24 protein-coding genes are annotated in these 21,853 nt (G+C 59.6%); 12 read left to right on the top strand and 12 right to left on the bottom strand.

Going from position 1 to position 21,853, the window contains the following annotated elements:
• The first annotated feature begins 43 nt into the window (after positions 1–43).
• On the top strand, positions 44–283 hold the full coding sequence (locus tag QZ862_RS00455) for a hypothetical protein (RefSeq protein ID WP_296085809.1): 240 nt from the start codon (positions 44–46) through the stop codon (positions 281–283).
• A 54-nt stretch (positions 284–337) separates the two neighbouring features.
• Here the strand turns inward: QZ862_RS00455 and QZ862_RS00460 are convergent, their stop codons facing one another.
• Positions 338–1,225 (bottom strand): DMT family transporter, encoded by an 888-nt coding sequence (locus QZ862_RS00460; protein ID WP_296085826.1) that lies wholly within the window; start codon positions 1,223–1,225, stop codon positions 338–340.
• Between the two features lie 219 nt (positions 1,226–1,444).
• Between QZ862_RS00460 and QZ862_RS00465 the strand changes: the two genes are divergently transcribed.
• Both QZ862_RS00465 and QZ862_RS00470 read left to right on the top strand, forming a co-directional pair.
• The gene (locus QZ862_RS00465; RefSeq protein WP_296020174.1) at positions 1,445–2,743 is read left to right on the top strand and encodes an adenylosuccinate synthase; all 1,299 of its coding nucleotides are present in this window, start codon (positions 1,445–1,447) and stop codon (positions 2,741–2,743) included.
• Positions 2,744–2,813: 70 nt separating this feature from the next.
• Positions 2,814–5,270 carry a hypothetical protein gene (locus QZ862_RS00470; RefSeq protein WP_296096773.1) on the top strand — a complete coding sequence of 819 codons (2,457 nt, stop codon included), beginning with the start codon at positions 2,814–2,816 and terminating at the stop codon, positions 5,268–5,270.
• A 92-nt stretch (positions 5,271–5,362) separates the two neighbouring features.
• Here the strand turns inward: QZ862_RS00470 and rpoH are convergent, their stop codons facing one another.
• Complete coding sequence (gene rpoH / locus QZ862_RS00475) at positions 5,363–6,265, bottom strand: RNA polymerase sigma factor RpoH (protein WP_296020180.1); 903 nt, start codon at positions 6,263–6,265, stop codon at positions 5,363–5,365.
• Between the two features lie 253 nt (positions 6,266–6,518).
• The gene (locus QZ862_RS00480; protein ID WP_296096775.1) at positions 6,519–7,541 is read right to left on the bottom strand and encodes an RluA family pseudouridine synthase; all 1,023 of its coding nucleotides are present in this window, start codon (positions 7,539–7,541) and stop codon (positions 6,519–6,521) included.
• A gap of 39 nt (positions 7,542–7,580) precedes the next feature.
• On the opposite strand from QZ862_RS00480, the gene QZ862_RS00485 reads away from it, so the two are divergent.
• The 3 genes from QZ862_RS00485 to QZ862_RS00495 all read left to right on the top strand — a co-directional run bounded on the left by QZ862_RS00485 (position 7,581) and on the right by QZ862_RS00495 (position 9,496).
• Entirely contained in the window at positions 7,581–7,967 is a 387-nt protein-coding gene (locus tag QZ862_RS00485) for a hypothetical protein (protein WP_296036333.1), read from the top strand.
• A complete protein-coding gene (locus tag QZ862_RS00490) occupies positions 7,957–8,811 on the top strand; it encodes an RNA methyltransferase (protein ID WP_296096778.1) in 855 nt (284 codons plus the stop codon). Before QZ862_RS00485 ends, QZ862_RS00490 begins: the two co-directional genes overlap by 11 nt.
• 103 nt (positions 8,812–8,914) lie before the next feature.
• Positions 8,915–9,496 carry a transglycosylase SLT domain-containing protein gene (locus tag QZ862_RS00495; RefSeq protein WP_296020191.1) on the top strand — a complete coding sequence of 194 codons (582 nt, stop codon included), beginning with the start codon at positions 8,915–8,917 and terminating at the stop codon, positions 9,494–9,496.
• Positions 9,497–9,537: 41 nt separating this feature from the next.
• Here QZ862_RS00495 and QZ862_RS00500 read toward each other — a convergent pair whose 3' ends face one another.
• The 4 genes from QZ862_RS00500 to QZ862_RS00515 all read right to left on the bottom strand — a co-directional run bounded on the left by QZ862_RS00500 (position 9,538) and on the right by QZ862_RS00515 (position 12,419).
• Entirely contained in the window at positions 9,538–10,149 is a 612-nt protein-coding gene (locus tag QZ862_RS00500; protein WP_296096780.1) for an alpha/beta hydrolase, read from the bottom strand.
• A gap of 68 nt (positions 10,150–10,217) precedes the next feature.
• Positions 10,218–11,162: a VOC family protein gene (locus tag QZ862_RS00505; RefSeq protein WP_296020195.1), complete on the bottom strand. Its 945-nt coding sequence runs from the start codon at positions 11,160–11,162 to the stop codon at positions 10,218–10,220.
• 144 nt (positions 11,163–11,306) lie between these two features.
• Positions 11,307–11,999, bottom strand: a complete 693-nt coding sequence (gene ung, locus QZ862_RS00510) for a uracil-DNA glycosylase (protein WP_296096783.1) — start codon at positions 11,997–11,999, stop codon at positions 11,307–11,309.
• A gap of 24 nt (positions 12,000–12,023) precedes the next feature.
• Positions 12,024–12,419 carry a VOC family protein gene (locus tag QZ862_RS00515; protein ID WP_296036324.1) on the bottom strand — a complete coding sequence of 132 codons (396 nt, stop codon included), beginning with the start codon at positions 12,417–12,419 and terminating at the stop codon, positions 12,024–12,026.
• Positions 12,420–12,669: 250 nt separating this feature from the next.
• Here QZ862_RS00515 and QZ862_RS00520 point away from each other — a divergent pair, with 250 nt between their 5' ends.
• A complete protein-coding gene (locus tag QZ862_RS00520) occupies positions 12,670–13,035 on the top strand; it encodes a YbaN family protein (protein ID WP_296020202.1) in 366 nt (121 codons plus the stop codon).
• A 9-nt stretch (positions 13,036–13,044) separates the two neighbouring features.
• Here the strand turns inward: QZ862_RS00520 and QZ862_RS00525 are convergent, their stop codons facing one another.
• The 3 genes from QZ862_RS00525 to QZ862_RS00535 are packed head-to-tail and all read right to left on the bottom strand — an operon-like array spanning position 13,045 to position 15,796.
• A complete protein-coding gene (locus QZ862_RS00525; protein WP_296096786.1) occupies positions 13,045–13,827 on the bottom strand; it encodes a heme ABC transporter ATP-binding protein in 783 nt (260 codons plus the stop codon).
• On the bottom strand, positions 13,824–14,912 hold the full coding sequence (locus tag QZ862_RS00530; protein ID WP_296078325.1) for an iron ABC transporter permease: 1,089 nt from the start codon (positions 14,910–14,912) through the stop codon (positions 13,824–13,826). Before QZ862_RS00530 ends, QZ862_RS00525 begins: the two co-directional genes overlap by 4 nt.
• On the bottom strand, positions 14,909–15,796 hold the full coding sequence (locus tag QZ862_RS00535; RefSeq protein WP_296096789.1) for an ABC transporter substrate-binding protein: 888 nt from the start codon (positions 15,794–15,796) through the stop codon (positions 14,909–14,911). Before QZ862_RS00535 ends, QZ862_RS00530 begins: the two co-directional genes overlap by 4 nt.
• Positions 15,797–15,980: 184 nt before the next feature.
• Here QZ862_RS00535 and QZ862_RS00540 point away from each other — a divergent pair, with 184 nt between their 5' ends.
• The 4 genes from QZ862_RS00540 to QZ862_RS00555 all read left to right on the top strand — a co-directional run bounded on the left by QZ862_RS00540 (position 15,981) and on the right by QZ862_RS00555 (position 18,448).
• Positions 15,981–16,328: an antibiotic biosynthesis monooxygenase gene (locus tag QZ862_RS00540; RefSeq protein ID WP_296036309.1), complete on the top strand. Its 348-nt coding sequence runs from the start codon at positions 15,981–15,983 to the stop codon at positions 16,326–16,328.
• Positions 16,325–16,858 carry a heme utilization cystosolic carrier protein HutX gene (gene hutX / locus QZ862_RS00545; protein WP_296096792.1) on the top strand — a complete coding sequence of 178 codons (534 nt, stop codon included), beginning with the start codon at positions 16,325–16,327 and terminating at the stop codon, positions 16,856–16,858. Before QZ862_RS00540 ends, hutX begins: the two co-directional genes overlap by 4 nt.
• 245 nt (positions 16,859–17,103) lie before the next feature.
• On the top strand, positions 17,104–17,988 hold the full coding sequence (gene purU / locus QZ862_RS00550) for a formyltetrahydrofolate deformylase (protein WP_296020221.1): 885 nt from the start codon (positions 17,104–17,106) through the stop codon (positions 17,986–17,988).
• 100 nt (positions 17,989–18,088) lie between these two features.
• Positions 18,089–18,448: a hypothetical protein gene (locus tag QZ862_RS00555; protein ID WP_296020224.1), complete on the top strand. Its 360-nt coding sequence runs from the start codon at positions 18,089–18,091 to the stop codon at positions 18,446–18,448.
• 57 nt (positions 18,449–18,505) lie between these two features.
• Here QZ862_RS00555 and QZ862_RS00560 read toward each other — a convergent pair whose 3' ends face one another.
• Together QZ862_RS00560 and QZ862_RS00565 are read right to left on the bottom strand one after the other, a co-directional pair.
• A complete protein-coding gene (locus QZ862_RS00560; RefSeq protein WP_296085783.1) occupies positions 18,506–19,879 on the bottom strand; it encodes a sensor histidine kinase in 1,374 nt (457 codons plus the stop codon).
• The gene (locus QZ862_RS00565; RefSeq protein WP_112358502.1) at positions 19,876–20,556 is read right to left on the bottom strand and encodes a response regulator transcription factor; all 681 of its coding nucleotides are present in this window, start codon (positions 20,554–20,556) and stop codon (positions 19,876–19,878) included. The genes QZ862_RS00560 and QZ862_RS00565 overlap by 4 nt, the downstream gene beginning before the upstream one ends.
• 128 nt (positions 20,557–20,684) lie before the next feature.
• Between QZ862_RS00565 and QZ862_RS00570 the strand changes: the two genes are divergently transcribed.
• On the top strand, positions 20,685–21,752 hold the full coding sequence (locus QZ862_RS00570) for an ABC transporter substrate-binding protein (protein WP_296016684.1): 1,068 nt from the start codon (positions 20,685–20,687) through the stop codon (positions 21,750–21,752).
• Positions 21,753–21,853 lie beyond the last annotated feature (101 nt).

Genomic DNA, 21,853 nt, shown 5'->3' on the forward strand with positions numbered 1-21,853 from the left:
GCAAGAAAGCCGGTGCAAAGCCGGACACGAACCGGGGTATCACATGTTGAAGAAGCTTTTCGCCGCAGCACTGTGTGGCATCGTCATCGCATCCATCGCAGATCATGCCCACGCGGCAGGTCCCGGCGGCTTTGCCAGAGGTTTTGCATCCCTCGAACAGAACGTGGTCTCGGCCCCACCAGCAATCCAGCGGGGCGAGCGCGTGGATATCGAGCGGCGGAAGGCTTTGTCGGCACTCGACGATTATTTCCGGCGCTTCGACCAGACCGCGACAAAGCACTGATCATCGTTTCCAAAGCATCATGACCGACTGCCGCCCGTCGTCAGGCCTTGCGCCTCAAACGACAGGCGGCTTTTTTCGTTCGGCAACGGCAATGCCGCCAAGCGCCAGGAGCAGCGCGATGATCTGATAGAGGTGGAGCGTTTCACCGATGATCAGCACCGAGAGAAATGTTCCAAAAACGGGAATGAGGTTGATGAACAGCCCTGCCCGGTTTGGCCCGATCGCTTCCACACCCTTGATGAAAAAGATCTGCGCCACCAGCGAGGGAAAGATTGCCGTGTAAAGGACGATCGCCCAGCCTTTCGCTTCCGGCCAGATTGCCTGATCGCCCATCACTTCCCATCCCATCAGCGGCACGGAAGTAATGAGCGCAGCGGTGGCCGGAATGACCATCAGGGTGCGCCAGTCCACGGCCGGTTTCCACCGCAAAATGACGGTATAGATCGCGTAAGCGAGCACCGCGAGCAGCATGATGGCATCACCCGGATTAAATTGCAGCCGGATGAGCGACATCAGATCGCCGCGCGATGCCAGAAGCGCAACACCAAAGATCGTCAAAACGAAGCCGATGATCTGGACGGCAAGAACCCTTGTCCGAAACAAGGCGAAGTTGAAGAGAAAGATCACCGCCGGAATGACGGCCTGGATAACCGCGGCATTGATGGCGGAGGTATATTTCAGCGCCGAGTAGAGCGCCGCGTTGAAACAGGTATAGCCCACCGTGCCGAGGATGAAGAAGTAAGGCAGACGCTTCCTGACCACCGGCCAGTCCTTTGCAAGCTGCGGCAGGGAAATGGCAACGATGATGGTAACCGCCACCACCCAACGCAAAAAGGTCAGCACCATAGGGCTGATATGGCCGACGGCAAGCTTGCCGGCGACAGCGTTTCCGCCCCAGCACAAAGCGGCGATGGTGAGAACGAGATAGGCTCTGGAGGGCAAGGCGAGAGACTTTCTTTCGGAGAGTGGGCCGATTTTCTGCACGCGCCCTTATGGCTTCGCAAGGGCAATTGCACGATTTTCAGCCATAGGATGGGCACAATTATCCTACAAAAGCAAAATTCCGCTGCATAAACAGGGTCGCTTTCCGTAAAACAACGCAGTATAGATTTGCGGGTTTGAGGTAGGGGCGCCCCGGCGCCATGAGCAGGAAAGCAAGAAATGACGAATGTAGTCGTGGTCGGCTCGCAGTGGGGCGACGAAGGCAAGGGTAAGATTGTTGACTGGCTCTCCGAGCGCGCCGACGTGGTCGTGCGCTATCAGGGTGGGCATAATGCCGGTCATACGCTTGTCATTGATGGCGTCAGCTACAAGCTGTCCCTGCTCCCTTCCGGCGTCGTTCGCCCCGGCAAGCTTGCTGTCATCGGCAATGGCGTGGTGGTCGATCCGCATGCGCTGATTGCTGAAATCGGTCGTCTGGAAGCGCAGGGCGTCAAGGTCACGCCTGAAAACCTGCGCATTGCAGACAATGCCACCCTCATCCTCTCCTTGCACCGCGAACTGGACGGCATGCGCGAAGACGCGGCCTCCAACAGCGGCACCAAGATCGGCACCACGCGCCGTGGTATCGGCCCTGCTTACGAAGACAAGGTCGGCCGTCGTGCCATCCGCGTCATGGATCTGGAAGATCGCGAAGCGCTTTCGGCCAAGGTCGATCGCATTCTGACGCACCACAACGCGCTGCGTCGCGGCTTCGGCGCTGCCGAAGTTGCGCATGAAACCATCATGGAAGAGCTGACGTCGATTGCCGATCGCATTCTTCCCTTCAGCGAAACCATTTGGCTGCTGCTCGACAAGAAGCGCCGCGCAGGTGCCCGCATTCTGTTCGAAGGCGCGCAAGGTTCGCTTCTCGATATCGACCACGGCACCTACCCTTATGTAACGTCTTCCAACACGGTTGCCGGTCAGGCTGCCGCCGGTTCAGGCATGGGCCCAGGCTCGCTCGGTTACATTCTCGGCATCACCAAGGCCTATACGACACGCGTTGGCGAAGGCCCCTTCCCGACCGAACTGCATGATGAAATCGGCCAGTTCCTGGGCGAAAAGGGCCATGAATTCGGCACGGTGACGGGCCGCAAGCGCCGCTGCGGCTGGTTCGATGCGGCACTGGTGCGCCAGTCGGTGGCAACCAACGGCATTACCGGTATCGCACTTACCAAGCTTGACGTTCTGGACGGCCTGGAAGAATTGAAGATCTGCGTCGGCTACAAGCTCGACGGACAGGAAATCGATCACCTTCCGGCAAGCCAGGGCGCACAGGCTCGGGTCGAGCCGATCTACATCACGCTTGAGGGATGGAAGGAATCGACTGTCGGCGCGCGCAAGTGGGCGGATTTGCCTGCGCAGGCAATTAAATATGTGCGTCAGGTCGAGGAGTTGATCGGTGCGCCCGTGGCACTCCTGTCCACCAGCCCGGAGCGCGACGACACCATACTTGTGACTGACCCATTTGAGGACTAATGTCCTCAGCAATCAGACTTCATAACCCATTTCGGGTCGGTATACGGCCGGTCCCGACGAGAAAGTGCTTATGGCGGATTTTGTAGCAGTCATTCGCAAGGCCGTGGATGGCTTGGCGAACAATACTCCCGAAAACCGGGCCAAGGTGTACGACAAGGCACGAAGCGCTGTCGTGCGCCAGCTTGAGAACATGAAGCCGCGCCCGCCGGAAGAAATGCTCCAGCGGCAGATCATGAAGCTCGATACGGCAATTGCCGAGGTCGAGGGAGAATATTCCGAAGCACTTCCCGCTATCGAAGAAGACCAGGCAGGTGCGGACTATGCCGCCCCTGCCCAGGAAGATGTGTCGTCTCCCTATTATGAAGAAAGCGTGGCGCACGAGCAGCGCTATGCTGCACAAGACCAGATTGCGGAGCCCGCGCATCGGCAAGACTATGATGACGATGTTCATCCCGACGCCCGTGCCACGCATGAAGAAACACACCATTACGAGCGTGACGAGCCACAAGTCGCTGAAGAACCGGCGTACCAGGCAACGGAACGCGCTCACGATGCTGATGTCTACGCTCAGCCTTCTTCCTACGAGGCACCGGAAAGCCATCACGACGCTGAGGCCGAGCGCAGGCTGGAAGCCTATCAGCATGAGGGCGAGCCAGAGGCACCGGCCTACGCGCCTGAGCCGGCAGACGACCTCCACCATCATGAGGCTCGCCATGAGCCCGACGTCGATCAGGAGCAGGACCACGCCCATCGCGACTGGATCGGCCAGGACAGCCACGTGGAACCCGCTCCCTGGGAGCGCGCAGACGAAAACGGAGAACATTACGCGCCCATTAGCGCGTCGCAGGACGACCATTTTCACGCGGAGCAACGCCCGGCTGACGCCATCTTCGCGAATGGGCATCACGATGACACGCTCCACTACGATGAAGCCTATACCCGTGACGAAAAGCAAGACGCAGAGCCGTTTACAACCGCACATCGGCACACGGAAACCGTGCTGCATGAAAACACGCCACTGCCCTACACGGCAGGTTTCGACGGGCAGGCCAATTACTACGGTCAGGTCAACGTAGAGCCAGAACACAGGCATTTGTCGGACGACGCGCAGCATGAGATTGCCGAGGAGCAGGATTCGCATCTGGATCGTGCGGCTGCAGTCGAAACGGGTCAGCAGGGCAAATCCACCGCCGCCACCGACGATTTCTCCTCCTATTTCCAGGATGCAGCACTCGATCTGCCAGCAAAGGCCTCACCAGCGCTGCCGCGCGCAGACGAAGACCCGTTTGCGACGAATGACGCCAAGAAGGACGACAAGGATCGCACGCCCTGGGACGATCTGGAAGAGCTGATCGGTTACGATGGCGGCGCGGCGAATAACCGTTCCGACAAGACGGCCAACAGCAATTTCGATAGTGGCTTTACCAATGCAGGCATTCCTGCCGCTGCCTATGCCACAAAGAAGAAGCCCAAGCGCAATTACGCGGGCGTGGTTCTCGGGATCGGTATTCTGGCCGTCCTGGCAGGCGGCGGTTACGCTGTCTGGGCCAACCGCGAAACGCTGAACGATATGGTCGGCGGTCTTGTCAACTCTGCCAAGACAAGTACCTCGACCGGGTCGTCCTCCAGCGAAACCTCGCAGACCGCATCGGCGCCCGCCAATGGCGCAGCGACACCGCCAACGAACCAGCCGGCGGTCAATGGACAGGCTCAAAACCAGGCTGCGACGCCCGGCGCGGCGCGTCCCGATGACGGCTCTGTCACTGGCACCAAATTCACCCAGCGCCTTCTGGCCAATGGCACCGAGAAGGACGAAGGTCCGGGACCGAACCCGAATGGTCAGCCTGTGACAGCGGAAGGCCAGTCGGTCTACCAGCAGAACGAAGCGCCCGCGCCTCAAAATACAGCGACGGCAGCAACGCCCGCCACCCCGGCAGCGGCGCAGCAGACCGCAGCACCGGCAGCCGCAACCGGCGACCGCATGTTCCTCTATGAGGAAGTGCTCGGCCAGACTGTTCCGACTGCAATCGAAGGCACCGTGTCCTGGTCGCTGCAGAACGAGAAGGATGATGCCGGCAAACCTTCGCCGGAAGTTCAGGGCCAGATCACCATTCCCGGCCGTGGCCTGAGCGCGCTCATCACCTTCAAGCGCAACACCGATCCCTCGCTTCCTGCAAGCCATCTGGTCGAGATCGTCTTCTCGGTTTCTCCCGGCTTCGAAGGCGGCGCGATCGACAGTGTCCAGCGTATTGCGATGAAGTCTACCGAGCAGGATCGCGGCAATGCGCTGATCGCAGTTCCGGCAAAGATCACCGACGATTTCCATATGATCGCGCTGAACGACTTCCCCGAAGCACGCAAGACCAATCTGGAGCTGCTGAGAACCCGCGACTGGATCGATATCCCCGTGTCCTATCGCAATGGCAGACGTGCGCTTTTGACCCTGCAAAAGGGCGCAGACGGCAAGTCCGCTTTCGACACGGCATTGCGCGAGTGGATGGCGGCATCGCCAGCCACCGGCCAATAAGCCGGTCTGATATCGAGACTAAACGAAAAGCCCCGGTGAAGATCTTCACCGGGGCTTTTGCTTGATAGAATTCGTTATGGAGAAGTCGCCGCTTACGCGTCAACGACGCGCAGTGCCTTGGCAGCCTCTTCGGCTTCCTTCTGCACCGCATCCTGCACCTTTTCAAAGGCACGGACTTCGATCTGGCGAACACGCTCGCGGCTGATGTCGAACTCCGTCGAAAGCTCCTCCAGCGTCACCGGATCTTCCGCCAGACGGCGTGCTTCGAAGATGCGACGCTCGCGGTCATTCAACACGCCAAGCGCCTTGGAGAGCATACGGCGGCGGGTTTCGAGTTCATCCTGCTCGATCAGCACCGCTTCCTGGCTTTCATGGTCGTCCACCAGCCAATCCTGCCACTGGCCGGATTCGCCTTCCGACGCCTTGATCGGCGCATTCAGCGACGCGTCACCAGACAGGCGACGGTTCATCGAAATGACCTCTTCCTCAGAGACCTGTAGCTTCGTCGCGATTTCCTTGACGTGCTCAGCCTTCAGATCGCCATCGTCGATTGCCTGCAGCCGTCCCTTGAGGCGGCGCAGGTTGAAGAACAGACGCTTCTGATTGGCGGTCGTACCCATTTTGACGAGCGACCAAGAGCGCAGGATATACTCCTGGATAGACGCCTTGATCCACCACATGGCATAGGTCGCGAGGCGAAAGCCGCGATCGGGGTCGAACTTCTTCACCGCCTGCATGAGGCCGACATTGCCCTCAGACACGACTTCGCCGATCGGCAGACCGTAACCACGGTAACCCATGGCGATCTTGGCAACGAGACGAAGATGGCTGGTAACAAGCTTGTGGGCGGCATCTCTGTCGCCATGCTCGGCGTAACGCTTGCCGAGCATATATTCTTCCTGCGGTTCCAGCATTGGGAACTTGCGAATTTCGTCGAGATATCGGTTCAGACCGGCTTCACCGGCCGTAATTGATGGCAAACTGTTGCGGGCCATAGAGCACCCCCTTTATATTTTATCAGGCACGGTTCCCTATAACGCAGGCGAACCTCTCGCGGTTCATTTCCGACCCCGCTTCAAGCCATGTCATAAATATGTATGCGCAAGTCACGTTTCAAGGAAACGCGCCACGCTCATACCAGCTAATGTTTACCTTATCACGGGACACCGAAAAAACCGCTTTCAGCTGAAATCGTTCCGAAAAAATCGCAAGCGCTCCAGCGCAAATTTGTCGCAGGTACTTGCTGTCTTAAGCTCGCAGCGCATCCGCCAGTTCGGCCATGTCGTCGGGCATATCCGTTTCGAACTCCATGACCTCGCCTGTACGCGGATGCTCAAACACCAGCAAATAGGCGTGGAGTGCCTGGCGCGGGAACCGGTTGACTACCGTCTTGGCCGGTTCCGGCAGAAGGTTGGCCTTCGTACGGAAAGCCGCACCATATTCGGGATCTCCGATCAGTGGATGACCGATATGGGCCATATGGACGCGGATCTGGTGCGTGCGGCCGGTCTCGAGCTGGCATTCCACCATGGAGGCAAGCGACGTTGCATCCGGTTTTTCATGATATCGCTCGACCACCTCGTAATGGGTGATGGCTTCGCGCGCATCATCGGCATCCTCGCGCTTGACGGCGCGTTTCGTACGGTCGGTGCTGCGACCGAGCGCGGCGTCTATGGTACCGCGCAGGCTCTTGGGTCGTCCCCAGACGATTGCCTTATAGGCGCGTTCCAGCGGGCCTGTGCGACCGTGATCGGCAAATTGTGCGGCCAGATGCCGGTGGGCATTATCGTTCTTGGCCACCACCATCACGCCGCTGGTTTCCTTGTCCAGCCGGTGAACGATGCCTGGGCGCTTGACGCCACCAATGCCGGAAAGACTATCGCCGCAGTGATGGATAAGCGCGTTGACAAGCGTTCCCGTCCAGTTGCCGGCGCCTGGATGCACCACCAGACCGGCGGGCTTGATCAGCACGATCAGATCGTCATCCTCATATTCTACCTCGAGCGGGATATCCTCACCCTTGGGTTCGGGATCTTCCGGCTCCGGCATGGTGATCTCGACCCGGTCGCCGCCGCGGATCTTCTTCTTCGGCTCGGTGACGGCGGCACCGTTGACGAAAACGGCTCCCTGCTCAATCAGCGCCTTGAGACGGCTGCGGGAAAGATCGCCCCCCACTTCGGCTGCAAGCCAGGAATCGAGCCGCCCTTCGGCGTCCTCACCAGCAATCAGGACTTTCCTTGCGTCTTCGCCTTGTTTAAAGGGGTCGTTCATTCTTAATTTCCGATCAATCCGATACTTCCAAGGACCCAGATGACGCAGATCGAGCAAGACGAACAGGACGACAAGCCGCTAGACCCGGCCATGGAAAAAGTTCGCCGCAAGATGATCCGTTTGCAGATCGTGTCGGGCCTGGTGATGTTTATCAGCCTTATGGCCGTCTTCGGCGCGGTTGTCTACAAGGCGATGGGACCATCGAAAACCGCGACAACCGCAGCAGGTCAGTCCACGCAGGTCCCGTCCGACCAGCCGGTTTCGGCAACGGCTAGCCTACCGCAAGGCTTTACCATCGAGAACGTATCCTTCGCCAATGGCGATATGCTGTTTTATGGGCGCCTGGCCAACGGCACGCGCAAGGCGCTGGTCTTTAATGTCCAGACGCGCCGCTTCATCGCGGACATCACCATCGATGCGCAATGATCTGCCTGCCCTGCCGAACGGCTTGGCTACGATTGCGATAGAGCGAGCAGACGATCCTCGGATCGCTGCGTTTCGCGACATCAAGGAACGCGACCTGACCGGCAGACACGGTAAATTCATCGTCGAAGGCACGGTGGTGCTGCGCATGCTGGCGGCAGCACACAAGGCAGGCGGCGATTTCCGCGCCGAATGCATCCTGATCCTCAAGAACCGCCTCGCCGGTGTCCTTGATATCCTTTCCGATTTTCCGACAGACGTGCCGGTCTATGTTGCAGAGGCCGAGGTGCTGGACACCATCGTCGGCTTTCACCTGCATCGCGGCATATTGGCTCTTGGCGCGCGGGTGGAAAGCCGCGACATGGCGCAGACCATTGCAAGCCTGCCGGAAACCTCGCTGGTCGTCGCAGGCTGCGGCCTTTCCAATCACGACAATATGGGCGCGATGTTTCGCAATGCCGCGGCTTTCATGGCCGATGCGGTGTTTCTGGACACGACCTCCTGCGACCCGCTTTATCGCAAGGCGCTACGCGTCTCTGTCGGCTCGGTCCTCTCGGTGCCGTACCATCGCGGCGGTGATGCGCTGTCCATGCTGGAAGCACTGGCAAGCCAAGGTTTCGAAATCTGGGGCCTGTCACCCGCAGGCGAGACCGAGATCCGACAGATCCCGCCCTCCCCGCGCATGGCTCTCGTTATCGGCACCGAGGGCGATGGCCTGCCTCCCGAGCTTCTGTCGCGGTTCCATTCCGCCCGGATCGCTCAGTCGCCGCAGCTCGACAGCCTGAACGCGGGCACGGCGTCCGGTCTTGCGCTCTATCAGATGGCCTCGGTGATGGGCCGCATTTAACGAGTTAACAAGACCTTAACAGATCGCATTTGAATTAACCCTGTCTCAAAACCGAGCATTAAGATTTACGATTTACTAATGAGCGGAACGAAAGGTTTCCGCGATGCGTAGCGTTTTTGTCGCCCTTTTTCTTTTGATCGTTCTGGCAGGCTGTGCGACAGCCCCGTCGCAGATTACCAATGCCTGCGCCATTTTCGAACAGCGCAACGGCATGTTCAACAACTGGCGCAAGGATGCCGAAGCGGCGCAACGCGAGTTCGGCGTGCCTGTTCCGGTCATGATGGCGACGATCTATACGGAATCGAGCTTCCAGCCCTATGCCCGCCCGCCACGCACCAAGCTGCTCGGCTTTATTCCCTGGAAACGCCAGTCCACGGCCTATGGCTACGCTCAGGCGCTGGACGGCACATGGGACCGCTATCGTCGTGAAACAGGCCGCTGGAATGCCAGCCGCACCGATTTCACCGACGCCATCCATTTCGTTGGCTGGTATCACTCCACCAGCAACCGCCAAAACGGCATCGCACTCAACGATCCTTACAATCTCTATCTCGCCTATTATTCCGGCCATGGCGGCTACGCCAATGGCGTTTGGCGCAATAACACGGCCATCCAGAAGGCGGCACGCCGCTCCGCCAATATGGCGATCCGCTATGAGGCGCAGCTTCGCCAGTGTGGATATTGAGGAGGCGCGGCTGAGCCGGAAGCCGCCGCGTCGTCCATACGTCACATAAAGGGGGTCAAAAAAGTCCGCACGGCTTCGATCTCGTTCGAGCGGATCTCATGCCCACCCGGATGCCACTCCTCTGTCACCTCTCCACCTTGGGCCCTCAGATAGGCGGCAAACGCCTTGGTCACTGGCACCGGGCAAATCGGGTCACGTTCACCGGCTGTGACCAGAACCCGACGCGTTTGCGGCGCGGGCGCCGCTTTGGGCTCGAACGGAATGAGCGGATGCATCAGCGCCGCCGCATCGAAGAGATCGGGAAACTCGATCAACACATTGGCAAGAATGTTGGCACCGTTGGAAAATCCGAGCCCGATGACCTTGCCTGCCTGATACCCATCGCGATGCGCCGCAACAAAGTCGGCCATACGGCGTGTCCCCCGGTCCAGATCGTCGAGATCGTAAACGCCTTCAGCCTTGCGGCGGAAGAAACGAGCCGCGCCGTGTTCCGAAACATCGCCGCGCGGCGAAACCACCGTCGCATTGGGCAAAAGCCGCGAGGCGAAATCGAAGAACTGGTTCTCATCGCCGCCGGTGCCGTGAAAAACGAAGAAGATAGGCTGACCAGCCGCGCCTTCGCGCACTTTGTGAATATAACTTTCCTTGCTCATGACATGCTCCTGAAGCCTGCTTTGCTCAAGGCTGGCAGCCATCACTGCCAGCCGCTCTTCGCATCGGTTCAAGCCTTGGCAGGGCCATCCAGGGGCTCTAGATGCTGCTCGAGGAAGGGCCGCAGATGCTTGTGCTGCTCAGGCAATTGCAGCGTTTCACCCAGATGCGCGGTGTCTTCATCACGGTCGAAGCCCGGCTCATTAGTGGCGATTTCGAACAGCACACCGCCCGGCGTGCGGAAATAGATCGCCCAGAAGTAATCGCGGTCGATGACCGGCGTGACCTGATAGCCCGTATCCATCAGCGCTTTTCTGACTTCCAACTGCTTGGCGCGGTTTTCCACGGCAAAGGCAATGTGATGGACCGAGCCGGCACCCAGACGCGCGCCGGAAATATTTGGCATGGTCTCGATATCGATCACATCGGCACCATTGCCACCGGGAATGCCAAGACGGATAACGCCATCCTGCCGGTCGATTTCCTGATAGCCCATGAACTTCAGCAGTTCGGCGGTCGCACCTTCATCGCGCAGCCGAAGCGACGCACCCTGGAAGCCATGGATCGCCTGGTCCTGACCGACACCGTTGCCCGTGAACTGGGCACGGCCGTCATCCTTGACTTCCACGAGTGCGAAGCCATCACCATCAGGACCTGCAAAATGCAGGCGCTTGTTGCCGAAGGCTTCATCGGTTTTCAGACCTTCGACATTTGCTTTGACAAGACGGTCCTGCCAGTAACCGAGCGAACCCTCCGGCACCGAGAACAACGTGGTGCCGACCTCGCCAGTACCCGGACGTCCGCGAGCGATATGCGGAAACGGGAAGTAGGTCATGACCGAACCTGGAGAGCCGACCTCATCGCCGTAATAGAGGTGATAGACATCCGGAGCATCGAAATTGACCGTCTGCTTCACGCGGCGCAGGCCGAGTGTATCGGTGAAAAAGCGGTTATTGCCGGATGCACTCCCGGCCATGGAGGTGACGTGGTGCAGGCCCTTGATCTGGTTCAACATGATAAAACCCTTATCCTTCGGCGGTTGCTCCATTCTGGAAGCATGTGCCTTGTTCGATGGGCTGAAGATGGTGCAGATCGGTCTCGTCGCATAGTGTGAACAATCAGAACGGATCGTTCTTTTTCTGGGAACGATCCAACTGTCTCACACGTGGTCCGGCAACTGCCAGTCGATCGGGTCTCGTCCATGCGAGACGAGGAAGGCATTGGCCTTTGAGAAATGGTGGTTGCCGAAGAAGCCGTTATGGGCGGAAAGCGGCGATGGATGGACCGATTTCAGCACCAGATGTTTGCGCTGATCAACGAAAGACGCCTTCTTCTGGGCGTAAGCGCCCCAGAGCAGAAAGACGACGTGGTCGCATTCTTCGTTCACCGTGCGGATGACGGCATCGGTGAACTTTTCCCAGCCCTGGCCCTGATGCGAAGCGGCGCGTGCCTGCTCGACGGTGAGTACGCTGTTGAGAAGCAGAACGCCTTGCTTCGCCCAGCTCTCCAGAAAACCGTGCTTGACGGGATGGACCCCGAGATCGCTCTGCAGTTCCTTGTAAATATTCACGAGCGAGGGCGGGATGCGCACGCCGGGCTGCACCGAAAAGCACAGGCCATGCGCCTGACCCGGACCATGATACGGGTCCTGACCCAGAATCACCACCTTGACCTCATCGAGCGGTGTCAGGTCCAATGCACGAAAATATTCGGGTCCCTTGGGAAAGATCTGCTTTCCGGCCTCTTTCTCGGCCAGCAGAAAGCCCTTGAGCTTCTGCATATAGGGGCTGTCAAATTCTGCCGATAGCGCCTGTTTCCAGCTCTCTTCCAGCTTTACGCCAGCCTCTGCCATGGTGAGCCATCTTTCATAAGGGGCTTATTTGAAGCGGTTGCCTCGCTGCAGCACTTCGATCTTGTAGCCATCCGGATCGCAGATGAAGAAATACTTGGCGAAGGGTGCCCCTTTGTAATCTGCCTCGATGATCTTGCCAACAGACAGACCTAGCTCGCACAAGCGCTGATGCTCGGCATCCACGTCTTCGACGCTGACGGCCAGATGACCGTAACCGTCGCCCAGCGCGTAAGGCACTTCACGGCCCTTGTTCACCGTCAATTCCAACTCGAAATCGCCTGCGGCGTTGCTGAGGTAGATCAGCGTGAAGGTATCGAACTCAAAGCGGTCAGCGATGTCGAGGTCGAAAGCTTGCTTGTAAAAATCCACCGAACGTTTTTCGTCCAGCACCCGAACCATCGAGTGGACCAACTTCGCCATGGTGTTTTCCTTCTTCCTGTCAAAGCGCCTCGCAATCTGTCTGATTCGCTTCTCACGCTTTACGTTTTCGTTGTCGCATACCGTCATTCCAAAACCGCTATAGGTTTGGCACGCCATGCTCCGTCCGGTTATATCCCGGCATTTTGGCAGCCAAATAAAGCCGGAACGCAGATATTTCAACCCCTTGGCGAGGCTTGGCGCTGGCACGCTTTTCCTTTGTCAGTCTGGCACGCGCGTGTTACCGGCAGATATGCGCATATTTTATCTCTGTCTCGGCTGTCTGATGGTCGCCACGGGCGTGGTCGGAGCCTTTCTGCCTCTACTTCCCACGACACCTTTCCTTCTGCTTGCGCTCTGGTGTTTCTCCAAATCGTCGCCCCGGCTTGAAGCTTGGCTGCTGAACCACCCGCGCTTCGGCAAATCCTTAAGCAACTGGCGCGAGCACGGCGCTATCCCGCGTCGGGCCAAAATCGCCGCAGTCTCTTTGATGACAATGAGTTACCTGATTTACGTCTTCATCATCGCGCCACCGGCGCTTTACGCAGTGATCGTCGCGGTCGTGATGATCGGCGCCGCAACCTTCGTCGTCACGCGCCCCTCGCCGCCCAAAGGCTGACGTGGCGGCCTAACGATGACGCGCCTGCGGCAGCACATAGGCAATGTGATCGGCTGGCAAACGCCCCACTGCGCCACCCACGCCATACACACGCGCAATCGTTTCGTCATTGATGGTTTCGAGCGCTGATCCGCAAGCCGTCACAGCCCCTCGGTGCATGACGATAAGTTGATCGGCAAACTCCGCTGCGAGATTGAGATCATGCAGGATCGCCAGCACCGTGCCGCCAGCGGCAACAAAGTCTTTGGCTGTTTCCAGCACCGAAATCTGATGGCCAAGGTCGAGGCTTGAAGTCGGTTCATCCAGCAGCAGCACGCGGCTTTCGCCATTCTCCAGCGGATACGGGACCTGCGCAAGTGCGCGGGCAAACTGCACCCGCTGCTGCTCTCCGCCCGACAGCATATTATAGGCTCGCCCCTCAAAACCGCTTAAACCCGCTTTCGCAAGCGCCCGTCGTGCCTGTTCATCGGGAATGCGAGAACCTTGGGCGACGGCTCCCATCCGCACGATTTCCAGTGCGGTGAAGGGAAAGGCGAGCACCGTGCTCTGCGGCAAAACGGCGCGAAGACGCGCCATTTGGACGGGCGAATAGAGCGATAGGTCGACACTGCCATAGGAAACGTTGCCCGCATCCGGGCGCATCTCGCCGCACAGCACCTTCATCAGCGTTGACTTGCCCGCGCCATTCGGGCCGATAATGACGCTGAATGTGCCGGGCGAAAGGCTGATCGAGACATTATCGATGAGGTGCCGTTGTCCACGCGTGACAGTGACATTGCGCGCCGAAATCATGTCGTGCTCCTCAACCCGAGGCCGTTCTTGCCAAGCAGCAGGAAGAGGAAGACCGGCGCGCCGATCAGCGCCATCACCACGCCGATCGGAAGTTCGGCAGGCGCAGCAACGGTGCGCGCAAAACTGTCGGCCAGCAGCAGCAGTGCTGCTCCCCCGATTGCCGATGACGGCAACAGGAAGCGATGCGACGAGCCTATGACGAGGCGCAACAGATGCGGCACGACGATGCCAACGAAGCCGATGGAGCCGGCGGCTGCGACACTCGCGCCACAAGCGGCCGCCACCACTACGATAACGATGCGCTTCAGCCTCTGCACAGGAATGCCCATGTGGAAGGCTGCCGCGTCGCCAAGGATCAGCGCATCGAGCCCCTTGGAAACGAAGGGAATGCTGGCAAGGATCGCCAGCACGAAGGGCAGCGTGGCCAGCACCTTGGTCGACGTTGCACCACCCAGAGACCCGAGGCTCCAGAAAGTGATGTCGCGCAGCGCCCGGTCATCGGCCATGAAAATCATCAGGCCGGTCAGCGCGCCGCTCAAAGCAGCCACCGCAATACCGGCAAGGATCAGCACCGTGGTCGACGTCGCCCCATTGCGGGTGGCGATCAGATAAAGCAGGAAGGTGTTGATCAGCCCACCGGCAAAGGCCATCACCGGCAGAAAGTGAACGCCGAGAAACAGCGAAAGGGGTGCCAGAACCCCGCCGCCCAGCGCCAGAGCAGCCACCGCGAAAAGAGCAGCGCCGGAGGTGACGCCGACGAGCCCCGGATCGGCCAGTGGATTGCGAAACAGCCCCTGCATCATCGCACCGGAAACGGCAAGGGCCGCGCCGATCATCAGACCGAGCCCGGTGCGGGGTAAACGCACAGCCTCAAGAATAACGCGGTCGCGCGCATCCATGTCCGCTGCACCGCCGGTAAAATAGAGCCAGAGTTCATGTAAGCCCACACCGGTTGGGCCGCTTGCCAGCGACACGAGGCAGGCGAGAAGCAGGATGAGGCAAAGCGCGACAAGGGTAAGTAGACCCTTGCGGGATCTATCCCCCGGCACTCGCCCCACCGTCGCATTCATCGCAACAGCTCTCACGGCTTGACGATCTCCGGATAGAGCTTCGATGCCAGCTCCCGTCCGGCGGCGGGCGTGCGTGGTCCGAAGCCGATCAGGTAAAGTCCGTCCATGCTGATCAGGGCTTTTGCAGCAGCGGCAGGTGTGGACTGGAAGGCGGGCAGCGCAAAGACCTCGTCTGGCTTTGCCGCGTGATCGCCACGCTGCATGGTAAGAATGACATCGGGGGCTGCGGCGATCACCGCCTCATCCGTCAGCGGCTTGTAGCCGGTGATCTCAGGTGCTGCATTGACGCCGCCTGCAAGCTCGATGATCGCTGCCGCCTCGGTATCCTTGCCCGCGGCCATGATGCGCCCACCCGCCATGGACAACACGAAGAGCACACGCTTTTTCTTGGTCCCGACGGCAGAAACATCCTTGGAGAGAATAGCCAAGTCGGCATCGACCTTGTCGGCCAGAACCTTGGCCTTGTCTGCAAGGCCGACAGCCGCACCGACATCCTCGATCTTCTTGCCGATTGCCTTGGCATCTGGCGGCGTATCCACCGTCACCATCGGTACTTCGCTGGCTTTCAGAATGCCGATCACGTCCGGCGGGCCGGCACCATCTTCAGACAGGATCAGGTCCGGCTTCTGCGCCAGAACCCCTTCGGAGGAGAGCGCCCGCATATAGCCGACATCCGGCTTGGCGGTGACCTCTGCGGGATAGGTGCTGGTCGAATCGCGGGCAATCACCCGGTCGCCCGCACCAAGCGCGTAGAGGATTTCCGTGATTGTGCCGCCGACCGAGACGATCCGCTTGGCATCCGGATTGCCCTTCTCAGATGCCCCCGCCGGGAGCGGCACGGCAGTGACCAGCGCTGGCAAAAGAACACCAAGGAAAGCGGAACGAACGGAAATCGGCATGTGAGAACCCTGCTATCGAACAGCGCGGCAAGACCGCCGCACATAAGTTGAGTTATTTACACATCTTTAAAACACACACAATCCATTAAAGTGGAGTATTTCACCTACCTTTTAGATTTTGCTCTTTTCATTTGGCGAAGCGCTCAATATCCTGACTGTCAAACACCACTTAATGGAGACAAAAATGTTTATTGCAATGAACCGCTTCCGCGTCGTCCCGGGCTATGAGGAAGCCTTCGAGACCATCTGGCGCGAGCGCAAGCGCCACCTGAGCGAAATGCCGGGCTACCTCGAATTCCACATGCTGAAGGGCGCGACGGCAGAAGACCATACGCTTTATGCCTCCCACACCGTCTGGGCCACCAAGGAAGACTTCACCGCTTGGACGCGCTCCGAGCAGTTCCGTGCAGCACACGCCAATGCCGGCAACAATCGCGGCAAGGTCGAGTATCTCTCCGGCCCGCATTTCGAAGGCTTCGACGTCATCATCCATGAGGACAAGAACGGCGAAACACTCTCGGTCGCCGCATGACGATGAGTGCGATGATGACAGACGAAGCCGATGAGCGACGCCGCCGCGCTGAAGCAGCACTGGCCGAAAAGCCGGATGGCGTGGTGGAAGCCATTGCCGGCAGGGCAAACGTGACGCCCGCCGAGATTCTGGCTATTCTGCCGCACGGTGCCGCAATCCAGGCGCCTTCTGAAAGCTTCAACGCCATCTGGGATGAGCTGCGTAGCTGGGGCGAAATCCTGATGATCGTCCAGACGCCGGATATCGTCTTCGAAGTGGCGGGCACGCTGCCGGAAGGCAGCGAAGGCCATGGCTGGTTCAACATCCATGGTGACAGCCCGATTGGGGGCCATATCAAGAAGGAGGCGTGCGTCTCCATTGCCTTCGTCGACCGCACCTTCCACGGACGCCGTTCGCTTTCGGTCTGGTTCATGAATGCGGCGGGCAATGCCATGTTCAAGATCTTCGTGCGCCGCGATGCCGAGAAGCAACTGCTTGCTCACCAGGTGGTCCGCTTCGAGACCCTGCGCGACAGTTTTGCGCCTGATTGAAGCGCTTCAAGCCTGCCGCGCGCCACAGCGCGGCGGCTTTCCGCGAGCCGAATGCGCTTGCCCACGCCGCGTCAATGCACTCCTGCTTTGAACATCGGATGTCGCTCCCGGCATGTTCAGCGCGCCTTGCGTGCCTTATGAATTCAACACATTGATCTGAAGCGTGAAAGGGATGCAGCGGAAGACTTGCGCTGACGCCTGCTTGCGCTATTAGGCACCAGGAAGACCGCGAGGGGACAGACCAGATGACGACCTATGTATTGACCGTAGCCTGCCAATCGACACGCGGAATTGTCGCCGCCATCTCAGGCTATCTCGCGGAAAAGGGTTGCAATATCGTCGATAGCTCGCAGTTCGACGATCTCGAAACCGGCAAGTTCTTCATGCGCGTCTCCTTCATTTCAGAAGAAGGCGTCTCGCTTGCAGAGATCAAGCAAGGCTTCGCGCCGGTTGCCGAGCGTTTCAAGATGGAAGCCGAAATATTTCATGATGGCGAGCGTACCAAGACGCTGCTGATGGTGTCGCGTTTTGGCCATTGTCTCAACGATCTGCTCTACCGCTGGAAGATCGGCGCGCTGCCAATCGATATCGTCGGCGTCGTGTCCAACCACTTCGATTACCAGAAGGTCGTCGTCAACCATGATATCCCCTTCCACCACATCAAGGTGACGAAGGAAAACAAGCCGAAGGCAGAAGCGCAGCTGAACGACCTGATCGAAAGCACCGGCACCGAACTCGTCGTGCTGGCGCGCTACATGCAGGTTCTGTCTGATGACATGTGCCGCAAGATGTCCGGCAAGATCATCAACATTCACCACTCCTTCCTGCCAAGCTTCAAGGGTGCCAACCCCTACAAGCAGGCCTATGAGCGCGGCGTGAAGCTGATTGGCGCCACCGCCCATTACGTCACCGCCGATCTAGACGAAGGCCCGATCATCGAGCAGGACACGGTGCGCATCACCCACGCACAGTCGGCAGAGGATTATGTTTCGCTTGGCCGCGATGTTGAAAGCCAGGTACTGGCCCGCGCCATCCACGCCCACATCCACCACCGCACCTTCATCAATGGCAACCGCACCGTGGTCTTCCCGCCAAGCCCGGGATCCTATGCGTCAGAGCGGATGGGCTGATAGCTTAAGCCTCGGGGAAGCCGAAATTAATTTTGGGCAATAAGCAACTGACGGCGCGCCGCGCCGTTTCTCTTGCGCAGTCCAACCAAGAGGCTTCCTCATGAAAAAGCTGATTATCGCAGGCGCCGCACTCTTCCTCGCGGCCGGAACCGCTTTCGCGCAGCAGCCACCTCCGCCGCCCCCGCCAGCACCGCCGGCCGATGGCATGGCCAAGCCTGATGCACCTCCGCCCCCGCCACCGCCAGGTCCTCGCGGCCCCATGGAACGCGGCCCCGGCCCAGATGGCCCAGGCCCTGACGGTCCACGCGGTCACATGCCTCCTCCGCCGCCCCCTGCCAAGGGCGCGCATTTCCGCATCGAAAACGGCGACAGCAAGATCGACGTAAAGTGTGCGGACGACGAGCCCATGAAGGCCTGCGCCGACATCATGATGCAGATCATCGACAAGGTGAACGAATAAACCTTCTGGAACGGGCAGGATGGCGATCAGCTGCCCTGCCCCTTCCATCTTGACCGATCAGAAGCGGATCGACGCTTTCAAGCCCCGCCCATCGGTCCCATCCTCGAGAACAAGCTGCGCCTTGAAGAGCGTCGCAATCTCCTCGACGATCGCCAATCCCAGACCAGCTCCCGGCGCCACATTCCCCTCGCCGCGCGCAAAACGCTGACGCACGACAGCGCGTTTTTCAGGCGGGATGCCGATACCGTTATCCTCCACTTCCAGACAGGCTCTGCCTTCGATCTTGCGCACCCGCACGGTGATTTCCGAGCCGCGCCCAGCGTAAGCAATCGCGTTGCTGATAAGGTTGCCGAGAAGCTCTCGAAGCAGCAGCGGTTCGGCCTCGACCATTGCGGGCTCGACCTCCTCGAAGCCGAGATCGATATCGGCCTCTGCCGCACTCGGCACGAAATCCGCCGTCACCGATTGGGCAAGTGAAACGAGATCGACCGCGACGAGGCTCTGCTTTTCGCCCGAGCCTGCGGCATCGATATTGGCCATGCGCAAAAGCTGCGCCAGAATATGCTCTGCATGGGCAACGGAAGCATCGCCCTTCTTCGCCGCCGCCTTGGCTTCTTCCAGCGTCTGGGCGCGCGCAGCGAGCGCGAGCTGCGTGCGGATAATGGCAAGCGGCGTGCGCAACTGATGGCTGGCATTGCCGGTAAAGTGACGCAGCGCATCAAGGGCCGATTGCAGCCGCACCATGAAGGAGTTGACCGTCTCCACCAGATTTTCAACCTCAACCGGCACGGATTGCCGGATAGGATGCAGATCGTCCGGGCTGCGCTCGCCAATCGCCTCGCTCAAGCGATAGAGCGGGCGAAGCGAAATCGTCACCGCCACCCAGACGATGGCCGCAGCACCGAGAATCATCAAGAGCAGGCGTAGCGCCGAGCGCAGGATGATGGCGCGGGCAAGCCGGCTGCGGGCAATGGTGGTTTCCGCAACGGTGACGGTAAAGGGCACGGAATTGATGCCGGTGGAGGCAAAGCGGCGGAGCGCCGCAACGCGGATCGGCTCGCCGCGAAACACCGCATCCTGAAAGCGTGGGCTGTCGCCTTGCAGACCGTTCACCGAAGGGAGGTTCTGATAGCCGGTCAAAAACTGGCCGTTCGGGCCATCCACCCGATAGAAGACGCGATCCTGCGCCGCCGACGTAAGCATTTCCAGCGCGACATAGGGGATGTCGACCTCAAGCGTGCCATTTTCCGCCACCACCACCCGTTCCGCTATTGCTAGCGCTGAGCCGGACAGCACCCGGTCGGACACGATGTTGGCGGTGTTTATTGCCTCGCGATAGGTATCGGCAAGCGCCACGCAGCCGATGATCGCGGTGGACACCAGCAGCCAGCCGAGAAGCCTGCGCCGCAGCGAATAGGCCACTTTCCTCATTCGGCAGCCTCGGCCAGCCTTTCGAGATAGTAACCGATCCCGCGCGCGGTCTTCACCGTCAGCCCGTGGGGTGCAAGCCGCTTGCGCAGACGGCTGACATATTGCTCGATGGCATTGCCGGAAAGCTCGTCATCGAAACCGGTCAGCGACTGAACGATGGCTTCCTTCGCCACGACCTTGCCCGCCCGCATGAACAGAACCTCAAGCAATGCCACTTCGCGCGCCGGCAGATCGAGCGGATGACCGCCAGCGGAAAAGGTGCGTGAGGTGAGATCGAAAGAGACATTGCCGAAGCTGACGAGAGAGGAGCGTAAGCCAGCATTGCGCCGCAAAAGCACGCGCACCCGCGCCTCAAACTCCGCAATATCGAAGGGCTTGATCATGTAGTCGTCAGCGCCGAGATCGAGTCCCTTGACCTTCTCTTCCGGCGTGCCGCGGGCCGTCAAGATCAGAACGGCCGCCTTGTCCTGGCGCGCGCGCATGGAGCGCAGCACGTCGATGCCATCCTTTTCCGGCAGGTTGAGATCGAGAATGACGAGATCGAAATTCTCCGCCGCAATTGCCGCATCCGCCGAATTGCCATCAGACACCACATCAACGGCATAGCCGCTGCCGCGCAACAGCGCAGACAGTCCCTCCGACAGAACCTGATTGTCCTCCACCAGCAGTATGCGCAAGCGTGAAACCCCTCTCTCATCCAGACGTTAGCGAAGTCGATATCGCTTGTGAATGGTCTGCGCGAGAAAGCAGACGCTTATGCAGGCCCGACTTGTGAAGAGCACCGCCCTGCGGCATGATCGCGCCCATGCGTATCGCCCTTGCTCTTTGTGTCCTTCTTCTAGGCAGTGCCGCGTCTCAGGCGCAGCCAGTGCTTTTTCCGGCATTGTCCGGCAAGGCGGACGTCCAGACGCTGGTGGTCTACTCCTCGCTGGATGAGCCGCTGGCGACCCCGATGATCGAAGGATTCCAGCGCGCCAACCCGGACGTCGCCGTATCCTATGAGGACATGCTGACCGGCGAGATTTACGACCGCATCGTGGAGGAGACCGATAGCGGCAGAAGGACGGCGGACTTCGCCTTCTCCTCCGCCATGGACCTGCAGGTCAAGCTCAGCAATGACGGCTACGCGCAGCGCTCCGACCTGCCCGGCAGCGCGCTTTGGCCCGCCTGGGCCAATTGGCGCAATACCGCCTACGCGCTGACTTTCGAGCCCGCCGTTTTCGTCTATCACAAGCCAAGCTTCGTCAACGAGAAGCCACCCGCGAGCCGGGCTGAATTCGTCGAGTATCTGCAACGCCACGCCAAAGATGTGCATGGCCGCATTGCCACCTATGACATCGAGCGCTCCGGCGTCGGCTTCCTTTTCATGTCGCGCGACCAGGAGCAGTTCGGAGATATCTGGAATGTCATCAAAGCCATGGGGGCCGCGGGTGTAAAAGTCTATTCCACCAGTTCCGCCATTCTGGAACGCATCTCCGACGGCCGCTTCGTGCTGGGCTACAACATCCTCGGCTCCTACGCCGCAGACTGGGCCGCCCGCCACCCGGATGTCGGCATCATGCTGCCCAGCGACTATACCGTGGTCATGTCGCGCATCGGCCTCGTGCCGCAAGCCGCCGCCAATCCGGAACTCGGACGCCGCTACCTGCAGTTTTTCATGTCGAAGGAAGGCCAGACCATCATGGCACGGCAGCTGCAGATTCCCGCAGTCAGCCCGGAAGTGGCCGGCGAAAACACCGCCAACACAATGCAGGCCATCCATGGCGCACAATTGCGCCCTGTCCCGGTCAGCCCCGGCCTGATGGTCTATCTCGATCAGGTGAAGCGTGCGCGCATCATCGAGCGCTGGAACGAGGCGTTGCGGTCGCAGTAGACGGCCAACCTTTCCCATTATTCCTGCGACACGCACAGGAATGAGAAAACTTCACGCAAACCGCACGTCACAGCCCTCGCCGCAAAAATTAACAGCCGGTA

Origin of the sequence: uncultured Agrobacterium sp., assembly GCA_913777615.1 — a bacterium.
GTDB lineage: Bacteria > Pseudomonadota > Alphaproteobacteria > Rhizobiales > Rhizobiaceae > Agrobacterium.